Source organism: Pseudomonas sp. TE3728, assembly GCF_056279145.1.
This window is the reverse complement of record NZ_JBWBQT010000001.1, coordinates 4,928,783-4,943,802: the sequence shown is the minus strand read 5'-3', so window position 1 is coordinate 4,943,802 and position 15,020 is coordinate 4,928,783. Positions and strand designations below refer to the sequence as shown.

Below are 15,020 nucleotides of genomic sequence, written 5' to 3'. Positions count from 1 at the left end.
CGTCAAATAGCGAAATAGTTCGATGTTCATAGCTGCCTGATTGCGAAGTCATCTCATTTATAAACTCTTGGGGGCGTTACGCAGCAGGAAAGGGAGAGCCGTCATGAACAGTCGCGTCACCATGGGCCTGGCCGGGCTGTTTCTGGTAGGCGCCATCATTGCCGGTTATTGGGGGCTGGCGTTGAGTCGCCAACCGGCACCCGAATCCGTCGCGCAATCCGGCACGTCATCGGCCCCGATATTGGCGCCGGCAGACGACCCTACTCGCCAGCCAGTGGTTGTGCTGTTGCGTGACATCGCGCCGTTCGAGCAAATCAGCGCCGCCGATGTGACGCTGGAGAAACTCCGCACCGCCCCGGCCGGCAGCCTGTCCCGTCTCGATCAAGCCATTGGTCGTATGCCTTGGCGCACGCTCACTGCCGGCAGTTGGCTCAATGATGAAAGTTTCGAAACCGGCGGGGCGCTGGCGCGAATGATCCGCCCCGATGAGCGTGCCCTCGCCGTGGCGGCGGATGACGTGGTCAATGTCGGTGGTCAACTGAGCCCCGGCGACTATGTCGACGTCCTGCTGTTTTTGCGCATGGACACCAACAACCTCCAGCAATCGGCCCAGGTCGTGGTCCCGGCGTTGCGGGTGCTGGGTGTCGGCGACCAGTTGGGACTGATGAACGATGGGCAGCCTGCCAACCCGGCGCGCAGCAACGAAGAAAGACTCAAGCAGGAACAGCAGCGCGCCAGCGCCCGCACCGTTTTGCTCGCCGTCCCCGAAGCCCTGTTGAGTCGCCTGATGCTCGCGGCTCAGGTCGGGGTTTTGCGCCTGGCCGTGCGCAGCGCCGAGGAAAAACGTCTGAACCAATACTGGGCCGGCAACCGCGATTCAAAGGCGAGCCTGGCCAGTGCCAATCGCGAACTGGTGCAATTCAGTCAACTGGCCTTGAACGGTACACCCAAACCCGCCACCGGCGGCGCAGCACCGCGCAAGTCGAGCGTGGAGGTCATCCGCGGCAATGAAGTCACCCAACAAACGCCCTGAAACCAGCGAGGACGCTTCTCCATGCGCAGACGCTTCACGCGGTACTTCCTCGACAACGGCCACTTCGATAAACGCGGCGGATTATCGCTATGAGCCAACCCCAGAACCTGAGTCAGACGTTCCTCGCGATCACGCGCAACAGCACCGACTTCGAGTGGCTGCAAGGTGCGCTTGCCCCTTTGGGCCGGGTGATCAGCGCCGGTGGCGGCAACCTCGATGAACTCTTGACGCTGGTGGACGTGACCTTCGCCAACCTGGTGTTCGTGGGTCTGGACCGGGAGCATGTGGTGGCCCAGAGCGCGTTGATCGAGGGTGCTCTGGAAGCCAAACCGATGCTGGCAATCGTTGCCTTGGGCGACGGCATGGACAACCAACTCGTGCTCAATGCCATGCGCGCCGGTGCGCGGGATTTCGTCTCTTACGGCTCGCGTTCCAGTGAAGTTGCCGGGCTGGTGCGACGCCTGAGCAAACGCCTGCCGACCGTGACGCCGAATATGCAACAGAGTCAACAGGGTGGCCTGACCGTGCTTTACGGTGCGCAGAGCAATGCCGATGGAGCATTGCTCGCCAACCACCTGGCGCACGTGGTGCAAAAGAGCGGTCAGCAGACGCTGTTGCTGGATCTGGGCCTGCCGCGTGGCGACAGCCTTGCGTTGCTGGGGCTGGAGAGCTCGTTTCATTTTGGCGATGCGTTGCGCCATCTGCGGCGCCTGGACGCGACGCTGATCGACAGTGCCTTCACCACGTGTGACGCCGGGCTGCGGATTCTCGCCTACGCCAGCAACGACGAACCACTGGAACAGACCAGTGCCGCCGAGCTGTACATGCTGCTCAGCGCCTTGCGTCAGCATTTCCAGCACATCGTGGTGAACCTCACTGGCCAGTCGGACAGCGAAGCGTTGCGTACCTTCGTCAGCCATTGCGACAAGTTGCTGTGGTACACCGATCAGAATGTGCTCGACTGCCGACGCAACCTTGAGGTGCTCGGCCGCTGGCGCGAAAAAGGCCTCAAGCTCGACCACGCCAGGTTGCTGGTGGACCGCTATCTGCGCAACGTCGCGCCAGACTCCGATACCTTGAGCAAAAGCTTTGGCATGGAGGTTATGGCGGTCCTTGCCTACAGCCCGGAAGTACGGCTCAACGCCAAGAATCAGGGGGTGAGCCTGTTCGAGCTGGCCCCGCGCGAAAACCTGACCCAAAGCCTGCGCGCCCTCGGTGAACGCCTGGCCAAACGCTCCGAAGACCTGGACAAACCCAAGGCTGGCTGGTTCGACCGATTGAGGGGCGCGCCATGAGCGGCGAAAAACTCTTCGGCGCCCCCTCCCACGGGCCGGCCGGCAATACCGACCACGAAGGCCTGAAACTGGTGCTGCACCGCTACATCATCGACGCCATCGAAGAGTCCGGAAAAAACCTGCTGGAAGGTTCGCGGCCAATGCTGTCGAAGTTCGTCATCGACAAAGTTGCCGAGTACATCGCCCGTCTGCACCTGGCGATTTCCCGTTACGAGATGGAGCGACTGGCCGAGGAACTCGTCGACGAGCTCACCGGTTTCGGTCCGCTGGAGGTGTTGCTGCGTGATTCGACGGTGACCGAAATTCTGGTCAACGGCCCGCACCGGGTGTTCGTCGAACGCGAGGGTGTGTTGCACCTGAGTGACCTGCGATTCATCGACGACCACCACGTCGAACGGGTGATGCAACGGATTCTCGCGCCCCTGGGCCGACGGCTCGACGAGTCTTCACCGATGGTGGATGCGCGTTTGCCCGATGGCAGCCGGGTCAATGCGATCATCCCGCCCATTGCCCTCGATGGCCCGTGCCTGTCGATTCGAAAATTCCGCAAGGACATGCTCAAAAGCTCCGATCTGATGGCGATGCAAACCATCGATCAGGCGATCTTTGAGTTTATTCAGGAGGCCGTGGGCAAGCGCTGCAACATCCTTGTCAGCGGCGGTACCGGCACCGGCAAGACCACGTTGCTGAACATTCTCAGCCAGTTGATCGCCCCCCACGAACGCCTGGTCACCATCGAAGACGTTGCCGAACTGCAACTGGGCCATCCTCATGTGGTACGCCTGGAAACCCGACCGCCGAATGCCGAAGGCCACGGCGAAGTGAAGGCCAGCGACCTGATTCGCAACGCACTGCGGATGCGCCCGGACCGGATCATCCTCGGCGAGATTCGCGGTGTCGAAGTGGTCGACGTGCTCACCGCGATGAACACCGGGCATGACGGTTCCATGAGCACCGTGCACGCCAACAATGCCCAGGATGCGCTGTTGCGCCTGGAGACCCTGGTGGGCCTGACCGGACGCACCATCGCTGAGCGCACACTGCGGCAAATGATCTGTGCGGCGCTGGACGTGGTGATCCAACTGACGCGCCTGCCCGATGGCCGCCGCTGCGTCAGCGAAGTGGTGGAGGTCGTGGGTATTCGTGATGACATCTATGTGACCAATACGCTGTTCCGCTTCGACCGACGCACCGGTTTCGGTTTTCTGCGCGAGGCGGTCAACCCCGCCGGCGAAAAGCTGCGTCGCGAATCGGCGCTTTCTCCCTTATCGCACTAAAGGATCACGGCATGCTCAAACCGGCGCTGCTCATCCTGATTTGCCTGACATTGCTGGGCCTGTCGATCCGTTTGTTCTACAACGGTCTGCGCCAGACCGGCATCGATCGAACCCTCGGTCGCTTGATGCAGGGGCAACCGCAACTGGCGGTGGCGAAATCATCCTGGGCCGGCCTGGAACGGGCCTTTCTACGCGCCGGCCTCGGTCGTCCCACCGAGCGCCTGAGGTTGTGGCTGTTGCTCTGGGCCGTGGGCATTTTGCTGGGGTTTGCCCTCGCCAGCTGGATCGGTTTGCTGGCGTTGTTGCTGATGCCACCTCTGGCTCTGCGGCTGTACATCAGTTGGTGCTACCAGCGCCGGCTCAAGCGCATGATCGAACAACTGCCGCCGTTGCTCGATCACACCGTGCGAAGTCTGAAGTCCGGACGCACCCTGGCCGATGCGGTGCTGGTCGCCATCGACGCCGCCGAAGACCCACTGAAGAACGCCATGGGCCGGGTTCAGCGCAATGTGCACCTGGGCGTCAGCCTGCCTGACGCTGTCACGGACTTCGCCGAACTGTACGAGAAAGACGAGTTTCGCTTGTTTGCGCTGGGCCTGAAGGTCAATCACCGCTACGGAGGTAATGCCAGTGAGCTGTTTGAGAACCTGATCAAAATGGTCCGTGAACGCGACCAGGCTGCGCGCCAACTGCGCGCCATGACGGGCGAAATCCGCATCACAGCGATGGTGCTGGCCCTGATGCCTGTGGGGCTCGCCGGCTACTTCTTGCTGTCCAATCCGAAGTACCTGCTCGCCATGTGGAACAGCAGCTCGGGGCAAATGATGCTCGCGACCGCGTTTGGCTTGCAGGTGGTGGGTTGCCTGGCGCTGTGGCGCATGTTGCGCAGCGTATGAAAATAGCCCTGCTGATCAGCGCACTGTTGTTTCTCGGGGCCACGCTGTTGCTGCTCAGTGGGCTGCTGGAGCAACATCGGCGTGCTCGCCAAGTGACTCAACGACTGGACGGCAAACCGCTGAACGACCATCGCGTCAGTCACTGGTTGCAAGTGCTGGGTGACAGCCGCATCGGTCAGCGCTCGGTCAAACTGGACAACGAAACCCAAATATTGCTCAACCGCCTCGGCTGGCGCAGCGCCCGGCAACGCTCGCTGTTCGCCGCCTGCCAAATCGGCATACCGGTGCTTGCGTTGATCCTGAGTCTGTTGATCCAGAGCGTGTTCTTCCCGCAGGTGAACAACCACTGGATCACTCCGGCCTTCGCCACCGCGCTTGGTTACTTGCTGCCCAAACGCTTGCTGGCCGCTGCCGCACACCGTCGGCAAAAACAACTGGCGATCGAGATTTCGACCTTCATTCCACTGCTGCGCATCCTGTTCGAATCCGGTATGGCGGTGGAGCAGTCGCTGCGAGTACTGAGCATCGAAGGCAAACAATTACTGCCGGCCCTGACCCACGAACTGCGCCTGATACTGACCCGGGTCGATTCCGGCCTGGAACTGGGCGAAGAACTGAACAAGGCCACCCAGTTACTGGCGGTGGACGAATTCACCGACACCTGCGTGATTCTTCAGCAATTGATCCACCAGGGCGGCGGCGCCATGAAATCACTGCTGGGGCTCAAACTGCTGCTCGATGATCGGCGCCTGACACGCTTGCAGGAATACATCTCCAAGATGTCCGCGAAAATGTCCGTGGTGATGATGTTGTTTCTGTTCCCGGCGCTGCTGATCGTACTGGCCGGTCCCAGCTTCAGCGCATTGGCCCGGGCTTTTGGTCGTTGAAAAGCACAAGGCCATCTTGTAGGAGCGACCTGTGGCGAGCGAGCTTGCTCGCGCTGGGCTGCGTAGCGGCCCCAAAATCTCTGATATACCAAAGATCTTGTGAGTGCTGCGCACTCAAGCGGGAGCAAGCTCCCTCGCCACAGTTCGCGTCTACAGGGGATCAGCTGTGTGGCGCAGGTTTTGGTACGCCCACGTTATCCAGCATCCGGTTCACCGCCAGTTCTGCCAGCATGACGATCTGTTGAATCGCCATCGCCGTGTGCCGGTGCGGCCCTTCCAGATACCCCGCAAAATCACCCGCCATCACACTGGCCTGGGCCAACGATTCACAGGTGTGGGCCAACAGGTCTTCGTCTTTGATATCCGGCGCGACCCTATACATCGTGCTCGGCTTGCGGGCCGCGGGGGATTTGAGGGCGGAGGGGTTGAGGTAGTGATCGAGTGCGCGGTTAGCGGCGTCGTGGAATTTTTTTGAATCGAGGGATTCGTAGGGGGAAACGTTGTCGGTTTCTGGGGGATTTGGGGTTGCTTTGAACATGATTACACCTCCGGGATTAAATGGAGCCACTTCCAAATTGCCGCGACGCAATTTGGGGTGGCAGCTGTACGCGGGTTCGCGGACCGATCCCTGAGGCTTGCTCGGCATACCCGAAGGTATCCCGCGCACAGTCGCCATGACACGAAACGACAGACACCCAAAAGTGCTGTTGTTTGGTGGAGCGATTATGCCTCAAGAATCGAGCCGCGACGCCCGGTCGCTGAATTGTCAGCGACGGACAAAGGCTAGAGACGCAGCGTCCGACGGGCAACCTGAAAAACATGTGGGAAGGTTCTGATGTTTTTACTGATCGATAAACATTGTTGCCTGTGAGGCCGCCTTCGCGAGCAGGCTCGCTCCCACAGTGGGTCAGCGTACATCTGAGGGAGATTGATCGGCTGTCAGGCCGCCAAGATCAAAAGATCGCAGCCTTCGGCAGCTCCTACGTGGGGTTGTGTATACCCGTAATAAATTGGGCAACTGTCAGGCCGCCATCGCGGGCAAGCCCGCTCCCACAGTGGAGCGGCGTGCACCCGCCCCTCACCACTCAACAGGCCGAGCGTTAGCTCGCCTGCAGCTTTTGATTTTGATCCACCCGCCCCTTCGGGAGGCCTCGTTCCGGTGTTCATCTGGGGATTGGCGCGCAGCGCCGTTCGACGCAGTCGAACCCATCGCATGTAGGTCGTAGCGAAGCAGACCGTAGGGCGATGCCCCCAGATGGATACCGGAGCGAAGGAACGCCGAGCCTTAGCGAGGGGCCGTACGCTTGGGGCGAGACCTTTTGGTTCCTTTTGGGGCGTTTGCCAAAAGGGACTCGCCGTAAGGGCGAAACCATAAGCCGCCGTTACCTCAGAAATGGATATGTGCTCAGTCAACAAACTACAGGTCGGCTATCAGGCCGCCTTCGCGAGCAAGCCCGCTCCCACAGTTGATCAGCGTACTCGACTAGTGCGCAGTAAGCCGCCGCCCACCAGCATTACCAGGCGACAACGCCAACGCCACTTGCGTGCGGTTATGCATATGCGTCAACCGCAACACCTGCGACACATAAAGCTTCACCGTGTTCTCGGTAATCCCCAACTCACAGGCAATCTGATAATTGGTCTGCCCCTTGCCCACCAACCGCGCCACCTCCAGCTGCCGTGGGGACAGCTGATTGAAAACCGCCGGCATCTCCACCCGCTCCGCCTCACTGAATGCACCATCAGCCGAGTCCGACGAAGACACCGAAGACGGCCCCCGACGAACCTTGTCCAGATCCTGATACAACTCGTCGATCGACTCACAAAGGTATTGCAGCTTCTGACTCAAATGCCCCAACTGCAGGTTTTTCTGCCGCTCCTGCAACACCACTTCCTGGCGCTGCAAACCTTCGAGCAACTCAGCCAGATCAATCGGTTTCTGATAGTAGTCGGCGAACCCGGCGCGCAAGGCCTTGATCACGTCCTGCTTGTCTGCGCGGCCGGTGAGCATGATCGCCTCGAACGCCCGGTGCTTGCCGGACAACTGTTGCAGTGCCTGGACGAGCTGAATGCCATCCATGTCAGGCATCTGCAAGTCGCAGAGCACCAGGCCAATATTCTCGAGTTCAGTGAAACGCTCGATCGCCTGCTTGCCGGACTGGCAAGGAACACAGCGATAACCATTGCGCTCGATGAACTCGCACAGTTCTTCGACAATCAATGGTTCGTCATCGACCACAAGGACTTTTATTGCCGAGGTAAGCTTGTTCACGTGTCACTCCAGGCTTGACCGTTCCTGTACCCACTTCCACAGGCTGTACAAACACTGTTTTGAAAGTAGACGCACTTTCCAACTATGTACATAGAACGAGTATTGCCCGGCGACTAATGCATCCAGACCAGAGTGAGCAACATGCCCACCAATACGAACGGCGCAAAGGGCTGTTTTCTTGACGTTCCTGGTCCCAGGTAACGAAGACGTTCCCTAAGCCCCTGCCCCATATACAGCCAGAGTCTTGGCGCCAACAGTAGCCAGAATGCACTGGCCAATCCGGCGCCGATGAAGCCGCCGAGCAAATGCATACCGTCCGTCGCAAGCCCCAGCGCCGCCATCAGTTTCACGTCGCCCGCCCCCAGGCGTTTCAATGCATAACCGGGCAAGGTGAAGGCCAGTGCCAACAACAAAGCCCAGCCGCCCTGCACCGCCTCGGCCCCCAGCCACGTGGTGCCCGTCCACAACAGATACGTCAGCGCCAAACCACCTGCGCCAAGGGTCAGGCCATTGGCGATGTGCCGCTCTCGGACATCCTGTGCTGCGCAAAGCGTCAGCCAGATAAGTAGGACAAAGTTCTGCATCCGGTAAAAAACGTCCGTTTTGGCTGAATGATTCTATGCTGATACTACGTCGTGATGGTCAGGGTAGACGCACTCATGAAAACAGGCCTCCCCCGCAAACAAAAAGGTGCCGTGGCGATTGAGTTCGCTTTGGTTTTCATCATCTTTTTCGCCGTGTTTTATGGGCTGGTGAGTTACAGCCTGCCGCTGTTGCTGATGCAATCGTTCAATCAATCGACGGCCGAAGCGGTGCGCCGCAGTGTGGCGCTGGACCCGAGCACCGCCAATTACGACACCGCCGTTAGAAACATAGCGACCACCGAACTGACCCGGCAACTGGCCTGGATTCCCGCCGCGCTGAACTTCAATGTGGCCACCGACGCCAGTGCCACCTACATCGGTGGCGTGCTGACGGTCACCATCAATTACCCCACCAGTAAACTGAATCAGGTCCTGCCGTTCCTGGTGCTGCCGGGGATCGGCTCGGTGCCCAATCTGCCGGCGACCCTTACCGCCCGCTCGAGCCTGCAATTTTGAGTTCCGGGGACAAACTCTTCGGGCGCCTGCTCAATCGCCAACCGCAGCAGCCCTCGACCAGTGCTGACCCTCCGAGCGTGCAACGTGTCGGTTTGCAGCTGCATCTGGATGACGAAGGCCGAGTGATTCAGCTGACCGGCCCGCTGCGGCATCTGCTGGCGCAACAAATGCCCGGCGCGCAGACACCGCATCTGCTCGATTACCTCATGCCCCATAGCGGCCTGTCGGTCGAAGGCGCGCCTGCCGAGTGGCAGGGACAAAGCCTGGACCTGGATTTCTTCAGCCTCGGCGAACAACCGCTGCATCTGCGTGGCTGGGTGCAGCCGTTGGGCGAAAACTGGCTGTTGCAGTTGATCGACATCGGCGACCTGCTGCTCGAACGTCGACAAGCGCGCAGCCGTGAACAATGCCAGTTGCTCGCGGCGCAGGTCAGTGAACAGTTGCGCCTGTGCAGCCTGACGCGCTTGCCCGAGGTGCTGGCGGAGCAACTGCAAGGTCTGGCCCAGCGCTTTCAGATCCCCTGCATCGCCATGGCTTTGCTCGATGAACAGGCCGAGGGTTGGCTGATTCACCAGCATTACGCAGCCTTCGATGCCCCCCTATTGTGGGAAATCGACCAACGCCTGGGCACCGGTCTCGACAGTTTGAATGGCTCCGCCCCTCAGCAACTGATTCCCAGCGAACACCCGCGCCTGCAAGGCATCTTCGGCAATGCCGAAGGGTTCGCGGTGCCTTACCACAATGCCCAGGGCGTGGTGGCCTGGCTGCTCTGTGGTTTCTACCCGGTGCAACAGCGTGCCCCGGATCTGAGCGAGCGCGACTGGTTGCAACTCACCGCCGCCCTGGCCGGCCCGCTGCTTGAGCGCTTGCACGAGCATCAGCACCATCTGCAACTGGAGCGGCTGGAGTCTCTGCAAGCCTTGCTCGGCACCGGCTGGTGGGAGGTCTTCAGTGACAACGCCGAGGTGCAATTGGCGCCATCGCTGGCCGGTACGTTGAACCTTGCGAGCACGCGTTTGCCGCTGCACGACTGGCTCGAACAGATCCACCCCGCCGACCGTGAAGAGCTGACGATTCGCCTGCAAACCTTGCAGGACGAAGGCGCGCCGTTGCTGCTGTGCGTGCGCCTGCATCGCCCCGACGCGGCACAAACGCCGATCTGGTATCGACTGCAGGGCCAGGCCCTGGGCATCGGCCGAAACCGGCGGCTGGTGGGTTTCATGCTCGACATCAGCGACATCAAAAATCAGGAGCAGAACGCCGCTGCCGCCCATGCCCGGCTGGACAACCTGATCGCCAGTTCGCCGGCGGTGATCTACGTACAGCGCTATGTCGAAGGTGCGCTGCAACCGACATTTTTCAGCGACAGCCTGTTGCCGCTACTCGGTTGGTCGCTCGCCGATTGTGCCGCCGGCGCGCTGGTGGAACGGGTCCATCCCGAGGACCGCGACGGCTATTTCGAGCGCACCCGGCAACTGCTGCGCGAAGGTTCGGTGCGAGCCCGTTATCGGCTGCGCGACAGTCGCGGCGATTATCACTGGCTGCTGGACGAAGCCAAACTGCTGCGCGATGACCTCGGGCTGCCGGTGGAAGCTGTGGGGCTGTGGCTGGATGTCACCGAAGCGACCCTGGCCGCCGAGCAAGTAAAACAGAGTGAAGAGCGCTATCGGATCCTGGTGGAAGATTCCCCGGCGATGATCTGCCGTTACCTTCCAGACCTGACGCTGACCTTCGGCAACCGCCCGCTGGCGACCTATCTGGAATGCCAGCCCGAGAAGCTGCCGGGAGTGAATCTGGGCAGTTGGATGTCGCCGGAACAGCGCGAAGCGTTCCTCCAGCGGCTCAGTCGACTGAGCCCGGAGTTCCCGGTCAGTACCGCGGAAATCAACCTGCAACTGCCGGGACGAGAACATGCGTGGTGGGTCTGGTCGGATCGCGGGGTGTTCGACGAGCAGGGTCGCTTGCTGGAGATTCAAGCCGTGGGCCGTGACAACACCGAAGTCCGGCGCGCCCAGCAACAGCTCACCCAGAGCGCGAAAATGGCCACCCTCGGCGAAATGGCCACTGGGCTGGCCCATGAAATCAATCAGCCGCTGAACGTGATGCGCATGGCCATCGTCAATGTGCTCAAGCGCCTGAGCAATGGTGACGCGCAAATCGATTACCTGACAGACAAGCTCAACCGCATCGACGCACAAGTCCAGCGCGCCGCGCGAGTAGTGGATCACATGCGGGTATTCGGTCGGCGCTCGGAGATCGAGCAACACCCGTTCAATCCGGCTCAAGCCATCGAGGGCACGCTGTCACTGCTGTCCGAAGGCATGCGCGGCAAAGGGGTCGAGCTGCGGGTGAGCCAGACCGGATTCGAGGTGCAGGTGCGTGGTTACGTCGATCAGCTGGAACAGGTGTTGATCAATCTGATGGTCAATGCAAGGGATGCGCTGCTGAGCAAGCGCGAGGCCGACCGGGAGTTCAAACCGTGGATCTCGGTGTACGCCGAACGTGATGAATACTCGGTGCGACTGTGGGTCGAGGATAACGGCGGCGGTATCGATCCACGGCTGCTGGAGCGGATTTTCGAACCGTTTTTCACCACCAAACCGGTGGGCATCGGCACCGGGCTCGGGTTGTCGGTGAGTTACGGCATCGTCGAAAACATGGGCGGTAAGTTGAGTGTAAGAAACTCGACCGAGGGCGCGCGGTTTTGTATCGAGTTGCCGATTGCCACAGACGATCAGATCACCAGCGTCGCGCGCCCCGAGTGACAGCTGAGGTTGGCGCCGACGTCGACCTTGTTCAAATCGATCCCCAGGCTTAACAGCAAGGTGTTGATCAAGCTGTCGAGCAACGGGCTGAGCACGCTGTTGATCGCGCTGACCAGCAAGGTAGTGACGCTGCTCAGGATCGTCCCCAGACCGCTGACGAGACTGCCCGACGGGCCATACATGTCCACGTGAATATTAAGCGGGGTATTGAGCAGACTGCTGACGATGCTGCTGGTGGTGAACGAGTAGTAGAATGGTGGCTGATTGATTTCCGGCAGGCTGGTGGCGGGTGGTGCGGAGTACACGTGGGAAATGTTGGCGTTCGCCGCCACGCTGGTGTCGGCCACGATATCGATGCCGCCACCGACGCCGGGCACACGCGGATCGCAGGTAATGGGCAAAAACAGAATCCGGTGACAGGTTTTGATCCCGATATCGATCACCTTCAACGGCTGCACCGTGACCGTCGGCGGTGTGGTGTTGCTGCCGAACATGCTGGCCGCATCGATCCGGCCGATTTTCAGGTTCACCAGCGACGTACTGGTGTTGGTGGTCAGGGTTTTGTTGGTGTTACTGACGCAGCTGTAGGCTGTGACGTAACTGCTGGCACTGGCGACGTCCAGCGCCACATCGAGCCGTATGGGCCCCGGCAACACGATGATATCGGGTGTCTGGCAGGGTACGCCCAAGGCACACGTCAGTGAATTGAGCACCGCCACCAGGTTGAGATTGAGTAAGGCGTTGAGGGTGTTGGTCAGCGGTCCTGCCAGATCGGCTACCGCATTGACCAGCGCCACGATGGCGTCGAGTGCCGGCAAGTCGATCGACAGCAATGTGCGAACCTGCGCGGTTCTCACGTAGATCCGATTGGGTCCCAGTGGATCCAGCGCCGCGTTTTTCGGGTTGCCGATTGCCGAGAGTTGCGGCGGCTCCAGGACCTGCACCCGGGCCGTGATTTGCGCCAGCCCCGCCAGATTGATCGGTAGCGTCGCCACCAGACCGTTTTTCTTGTTGGCCAGTTGCACGATGCCTTCGATCAGGTTGAACACGCTCACGTTAGTCGCGAACGCCGACATGTTGCTGCCATTCTCGACGTGCAACAAATTGCCCAGCACCACGGTCGTGGAGCCTGCGGCAACCTTGAGTGCTTGCAGACCGACGATGGTCGCCGTCGCGCCGAGAGTGCCGCCGGGGTCCAGCACGTTGACGGCAGTCTGGATCAACTGGCTGACGGCCACCGAAGTGCCCAATACCTGGCTATACCCGGCGGCGTTGACGCCGAGGTCGACCTTCAGTCGATCGAGGTAACCGAGCAGGCTGATATTGCTGTTCAGCAACCCCTCCCAACCCGCCACGGAGAGGTTCAGACTGCCGCCCAACAAACCACCGAACAGCGCATTAAGGGTGGCCGACTTGCTGGTATCGATAGTCAGCACCGTACTGCGAATGGTCAGCGATGCCAGCGGAGGTGGCAACGCTGCGACGGCGGTCGCGGTCAGATTGAGGGTCGCACCGGCTGGAGGACCGCCGAACACGGCACCAATACCACCGGCAAAACTCTGCAGGATCGAATGGCTGACGGTCACCCGAATGGCTTCGTTGCTGCTCGGATCAGCCGTAAAAACCCGAAGATTATTGGCGTCCAGACTCAAGGTGCCACAGGCTACCGCCAAGCTGCGGGTGGAGTCAGGAAGGGAGAAGTCGTTGCGGTTTGCACTGGCGGTGGCATAGGCGGTAGCGGTGGCACCCACGGCGCAATCACCGTTACGCGTGGCAGCCTCCAGCGCGGCCATATCCGCCACCCGTTGCAAGCTGCGTTTTTCCAGGTACAGGCGGCCGCTGTCGACCAAGATCAGCAGAAACACCAAGGCCATGCCCAAGGTCAGCACCGCCATCAAACCAATCGCTCCCCGTTGCCGGGCCGGGCTACGAAACTGCAAGCAGGGAGACATGGGCGCACTCCTTTGCCGGCGCACTGGCGAGGGTTACCTCCATTGGTGAGAAGCAGTGTAGACAAGGGCTGGCCAGATTGCTGGCAACTCGCCATCCAAGACAACAAAAACCCAATGTGGGATGGCAATACTGTTCACAAAAGATAGCCTTGAATCAGAGAAACCTGTGGCGAGGGAGCTTGCTCCCGCTTGAGTGCGTAGTACTCACAAAAATCGGCAGTGGTTGTCAGATTTTTGGGGCTGCTACGCAGCCCAACGCGAGCAAGCTCGCTCGCCACAGGTCCGCTGCCACAACGGATCTGTGGTGTCGGTTCAGCGCGGAGGATAGTTAGCCAATATCCGCCCGACCGTCTCGTGGATTTTATTGCTACGATCCTGCGGGTTCGGTGTGCGACTAAGCGTCTGCTCGTCGCTGCCGCGCCACACCAGTTTGCCGTCCTTGCCATCGAGCAGGTCGACCTGAATGGTCGCCACCTTGTAGCTGATGTTGCGCGTTTCGTTGTACATCGGCCCGCCCCAGTAGCCGTACCATGGGCCACCATAACCACCGCCATAGTGAGTGGTCACCTGCTGCTGACGATCTTCGACGATCAGGTACGCCTGCACCCTCAGATCCGGACTGGCGCCGGCGGCGGCCGGACGCAAGCCGCGCTGATCCAGCTGATCGGCAACGGACTGGCGGATGCGTTGTTCGGTCAGGTCACTCTTGATCCGTGGGTCATCGGGACGGTATTGCACGGCGGGCTCTTTCCAGCTCCAGCTACGATAGGCGGCAAAGTCGCGGCTGGCATCGAAGTCATGATTGACCTGGTTGGCGGCGCAGGCAGTGAGCAGCGCGGCCATGGTCAGTAAAGGGAGACGGCGGAACATGATTTTTCTCCGATAGAAGACATGCACCTGCGGAAGGCTTCCTGTACGGGAAGCTAACTAGGAGGATACGCCGACATGGCCTTTTCGACAGCTTCGCGTATGGCATCGGCACGCTCGCTCTGGCTGCCCTGGCTGCTGGTTTCGGCACTGGCACTCCATACCGGCTGGCCAGTGCTCGCGTCGAACAGATCGACGCGCACCACCACGACTTGTACCTGATAAGTGCGAATGACCGGCACCGTGTTGTACATGCCGTAACCGCTGCCGTAGCGGTTGTAACCGCCGCCGTAATACCCCCCGCCGTAACCATAGTCGTCCTGCACCTGACGCAAGCGGGTTTCCAGATGCAAATCAGCGCTGACCCACAGGTCCGCCGGACGGTTGTCGTGCAGTGGGCGCAAGCCGCGTTGATCGAGGGCATTACTGACCGCTTCAGCCACCTGCGCCGAGTCGGCCCAAGCCGTGCCCGGTGGCAGGCGTCCGTTGAGCCAGGCCCAGCTGCGATAGCGGCCGTAATCGCGTGGCGGTGCCGGGTAGGCGCTGCGGTCGAAGGTGGTGGCAGCCTGAGGCGGTGCCGGTGGCAGGGGATTGGAGGTCGCGACATAAGGGTTGCTGCCCTGACAAGCCGCCAACCCGAGACAGATCACCAGTAACCCTGAACGACTTTTCATTT

General features: G+C 60.6%; 13 protein-coding genes. 7 read left to right on the top strand and 6 right to left on the bottom strand.

The window, feature by feature from the left end; genetic code table 11:
- Positions 1-103: 103 nt before the first annotated feature.
- From cpaB to ACZ89R_RS21560, 5 genes are all read left to right on the top strand, one after another.
- Complete coding sequence (gene cpaB, locus ACZ89R_RS21580; RefSeq protein ID WP_429544640.1) at positions 104-1,033, top strand: Flp pilus assembly protein CpaB; 930 nt, start codon at positions 104-106, stop codon at positions 1,031-1,033.
- 89 nt (positions 1,034-1,122) lie between these two features.
- On the top strand, positions 1,123-2,328 hold the full coding sequence (locus ACZ89R_RS21575; RefSeq protein WP_123500938.1) for a CpaE/TadZ family protein: 1,206 nt from the start codon (positions 1,123-1,125) through the stop codon (positions 2,326-2,328).
- Positions 2,325-3,605: a TadA family conjugal transfer-associated ATPase gene (locus tag ACZ89R_RS21570; RefSeq protein WP_429544641.1), complete on the top strand. Its 1,281-nt coding sequence runs from the start codon at positions 2,325-2,327 to the stop codon at positions 3,603-3,605. Before ACZ89R_RS21575 ends, ACZ89R_RS21570 begins: the two co-directional genes overlap by 4 nt.
- A gap of 11 nt (positions 3,606-3,616) precedes the next feature.
- Positions 3,617-4,501 (top strand): type II secretion system F family protein, encoded by an 885-nt coding sequence (locus tag ACZ89R_RS21565; protein WP_429544642.1) that lies wholly within the window; start codon positions 3,617-3,619, stop codon positions 4,499-4,501.
- Positions 4,498-5,388 (top strand): type II secretion system F family protein, encoded by an 891-nt coding sequence (locus ACZ89R_RS21560; RefSeq protein ID WP_429544643.1) that lies wholly within the window; start codon positions 4,498-4,500, stop codon positions 5,386-5,388. Before ACZ89R_RS21565 ends, ACZ89R_RS21560 begins: the two co-directional genes overlap by 4 nt.
- Before the next feature lie 160 nt (positions 5,389-5,548).
- On the opposite strand, the gene ACZ89R_RS21555 is transcribed toward ACZ89R_RS21560, so the two are convergent.
- The 3 genes from ACZ89R_RS21555 to ACZ89R_RS21545 form a co-directional block, all read right to left on the bottom strand.
- The gene (locus ACZ89R_RS21555) at positions 5,549-5,926 is read right to left on the bottom strand and encodes a DUF6124 family protein (protein ID WP_429544644.1); all 378 of its coding nucleotides are present in this window, start codon (positions 5,924-5,926) and stop codon (positions 5,549-5,551) included.
- Positions 5,927-6,871: 945 nt separating this feature from the next.
- The gene (locus ACZ89R_RS21550; protein ID WP_429544645.1) at positions 6,872-7,660 is read right to left on the bottom strand and encodes a response regulator transcription factor; all 789 of its coding nucleotides are present in this window, start codon (positions 7,658-7,660) and stop codon (positions 6,872-6,874) included.
- Positions 7,661-7,773: 113 nt separating this feature from the next.
- On the bottom strand, positions 7,774-8,244 hold the full coding sequence (locus ACZ89R_RS21545) for a prepilin peptidase (protein WP_429544646.1): 471 nt from the start codon (positions 8,242-8,244) through the stop codon (positions 7,774-7,776).
- Positions 8,245-8,319: 75 nt separating this feature from the next.
- Between ACZ89R_RS21545 and ACZ89R_RS21540 the strand changes: the two genes are divergently transcribed.
- Both ACZ89R_RS21540 and ACZ89R_RS21535 read left to right on the top strand, forming a co-directional pair.
- Positions 8,320-8,760: a TadE/TadG family type IV pilus assembly protein gene (locus ACZ89R_RS21540; RefSeq protein WP_007907464.1), complete on the top strand. Its 441-nt coding sequence runs from the start codon at positions 8,320-8,322 to the stop codon at positions 8,758-8,760.
- Positions 8,757-11,525, top strand: coding sequence for an ATP-binding protein (locus tag ACZ89R_RS21535; protein WP_429544647.1), 2,769 nt, complete (start codon positions 8,757-8,759; stop codon positions 11,523-11,525). Before ACZ89R_RS21540 ends, ACZ89R_RS21535 begins: the two co-directional genes overlap by 4 nt.
- Here the strand turns inward: ACZ89R_RS21535 and ACZ89R_RS21530 are convergent.
- From ACZ89R_RS21530 to ACZ89R_RS21520, 3 genes are all read right to left on the bottom strand, one after another.
- Positions 11,495-13,477, bottom strand: a complete 1,983-nt coding sequence (locus ACZ89R_RS21530) for a pilus assembly protein TadG-related protein (protein WP_429544648.1) — start codon at positions 13,475-13,477, stop codon at positions 11,495-11,497. The two genes, ACZ89R_RS21535 and ACZ89R_RS21530, sit on opposite strands and share 31 nt — an antisense overlap.
- A gap of 312 nt (positions 13,478-13,789) precedes the next feature.
- Positions 13,790-14,347, bottom strand: a complete 558-nt coding sequence (locus ACZ89R_RS21525; protein ID WP_429544649.1) for a DUF4136 domain-containing protein — start codon at positions 14,345-14,347, stop codon at positions 13,790-13,792.
- Between the two features lie 53 nt (positions 14,348-14,400).
- The gene (locus ACZ89R_RS21520; protein ID WP_429544650.1) at positions 14,401-15,018 is read right to left on the bottom strand and encodes a DUF4136 domain-containing protein; all 618 of its coding nucleotides are present in this window, start codon (positions 15,016-15,018) and stop codon (positions 14,401-14,403) included.
- Between the last annotated feature and the right edge of the window lie 2 nt (positions 15,019-15,020).

Bases quoted from the DNA above. Each gene is read 5' to 3' on its own strand.
- cpaB (WP_429544640.1), top strand. From the start codon at position 104: ATGAACAGTCGCGTCACCATGGGCCTGGCCGGGCTGTTTCTGGTAGGC.
- ACZ89R_RS21575 (WP_123500938.1), top strand. From the start codon at position 1,123: ATGAGCCAACCCCAGAACCTGAGTCAGACGTTCCTCGCGATCACGCGC.
- ACZ89R_RS21570 (WP_429544641.1), top strand. From the start codon at position 2,325: ATGAGCGGCGAAAAACTCTTCGGCGCCCCCTCCCACGGGCCGGCCGGC.
- ACZ89R_RS21565 (WP_429544642.1), top strand. From the start codon at position 3,617: ATGCTCAAACCGGCGCTGCTCATCCTGATTTGCCTGACATTGCTGGGC.
- ACZ89R_RS21560 (WP_429544643.1), top strand. From the start codon at position 4,498: ATGAAAATAGCCCTGCTGATCAGCGCACTGTTGTTTCTCGGGGCCACG.
- ACZ89R_RS21555 (WP_429544644.1), bottom strand. From the start codon at position 5,926: ATGTTCAAAGCAACCCCAAATCCCCCAGAAACCGACAACGTTTCCCCC.
- ACZ89R_RS21545 (WP_429544646.1), bottom strand. From the start codon at position 8,244: ATGCAGAACTTTGTCCTACTTATCTGGCTGACGCTTTGCGCAGCACAG.
- ACZ89R_RS21540 (WP_007907464.1), top strand. From the start codon at position 8,320: ATGAAAACAGGCCTCCCCCGCAAACAAAAAGGTGCCGTGGCGATTGAG.
- ACZ89R_RS21530 (WP_429544648.1), bottom strand. From the start codon at position 13,477: ATGTCTCCCTGCTTGCAGTTTCGTAGCCCGGCCCGGCAACGGGGAGCG.
- ACZ89R_RS21525 (WP_429544649.1), bottom strand. From the start codon at position 14,347: ATGTTCCGCCGTCTCCCTTTACTGACCATGGCCGCGCTGCTCACTGCC.
- ACZ89R_RS21520 (WP_429544650.1), bottom strand. From the start codon at position 15,018: ATGAAAAGTCGTTCAGGGTTACTGGTGATCTGTCTCGGGTTGGCGGCT.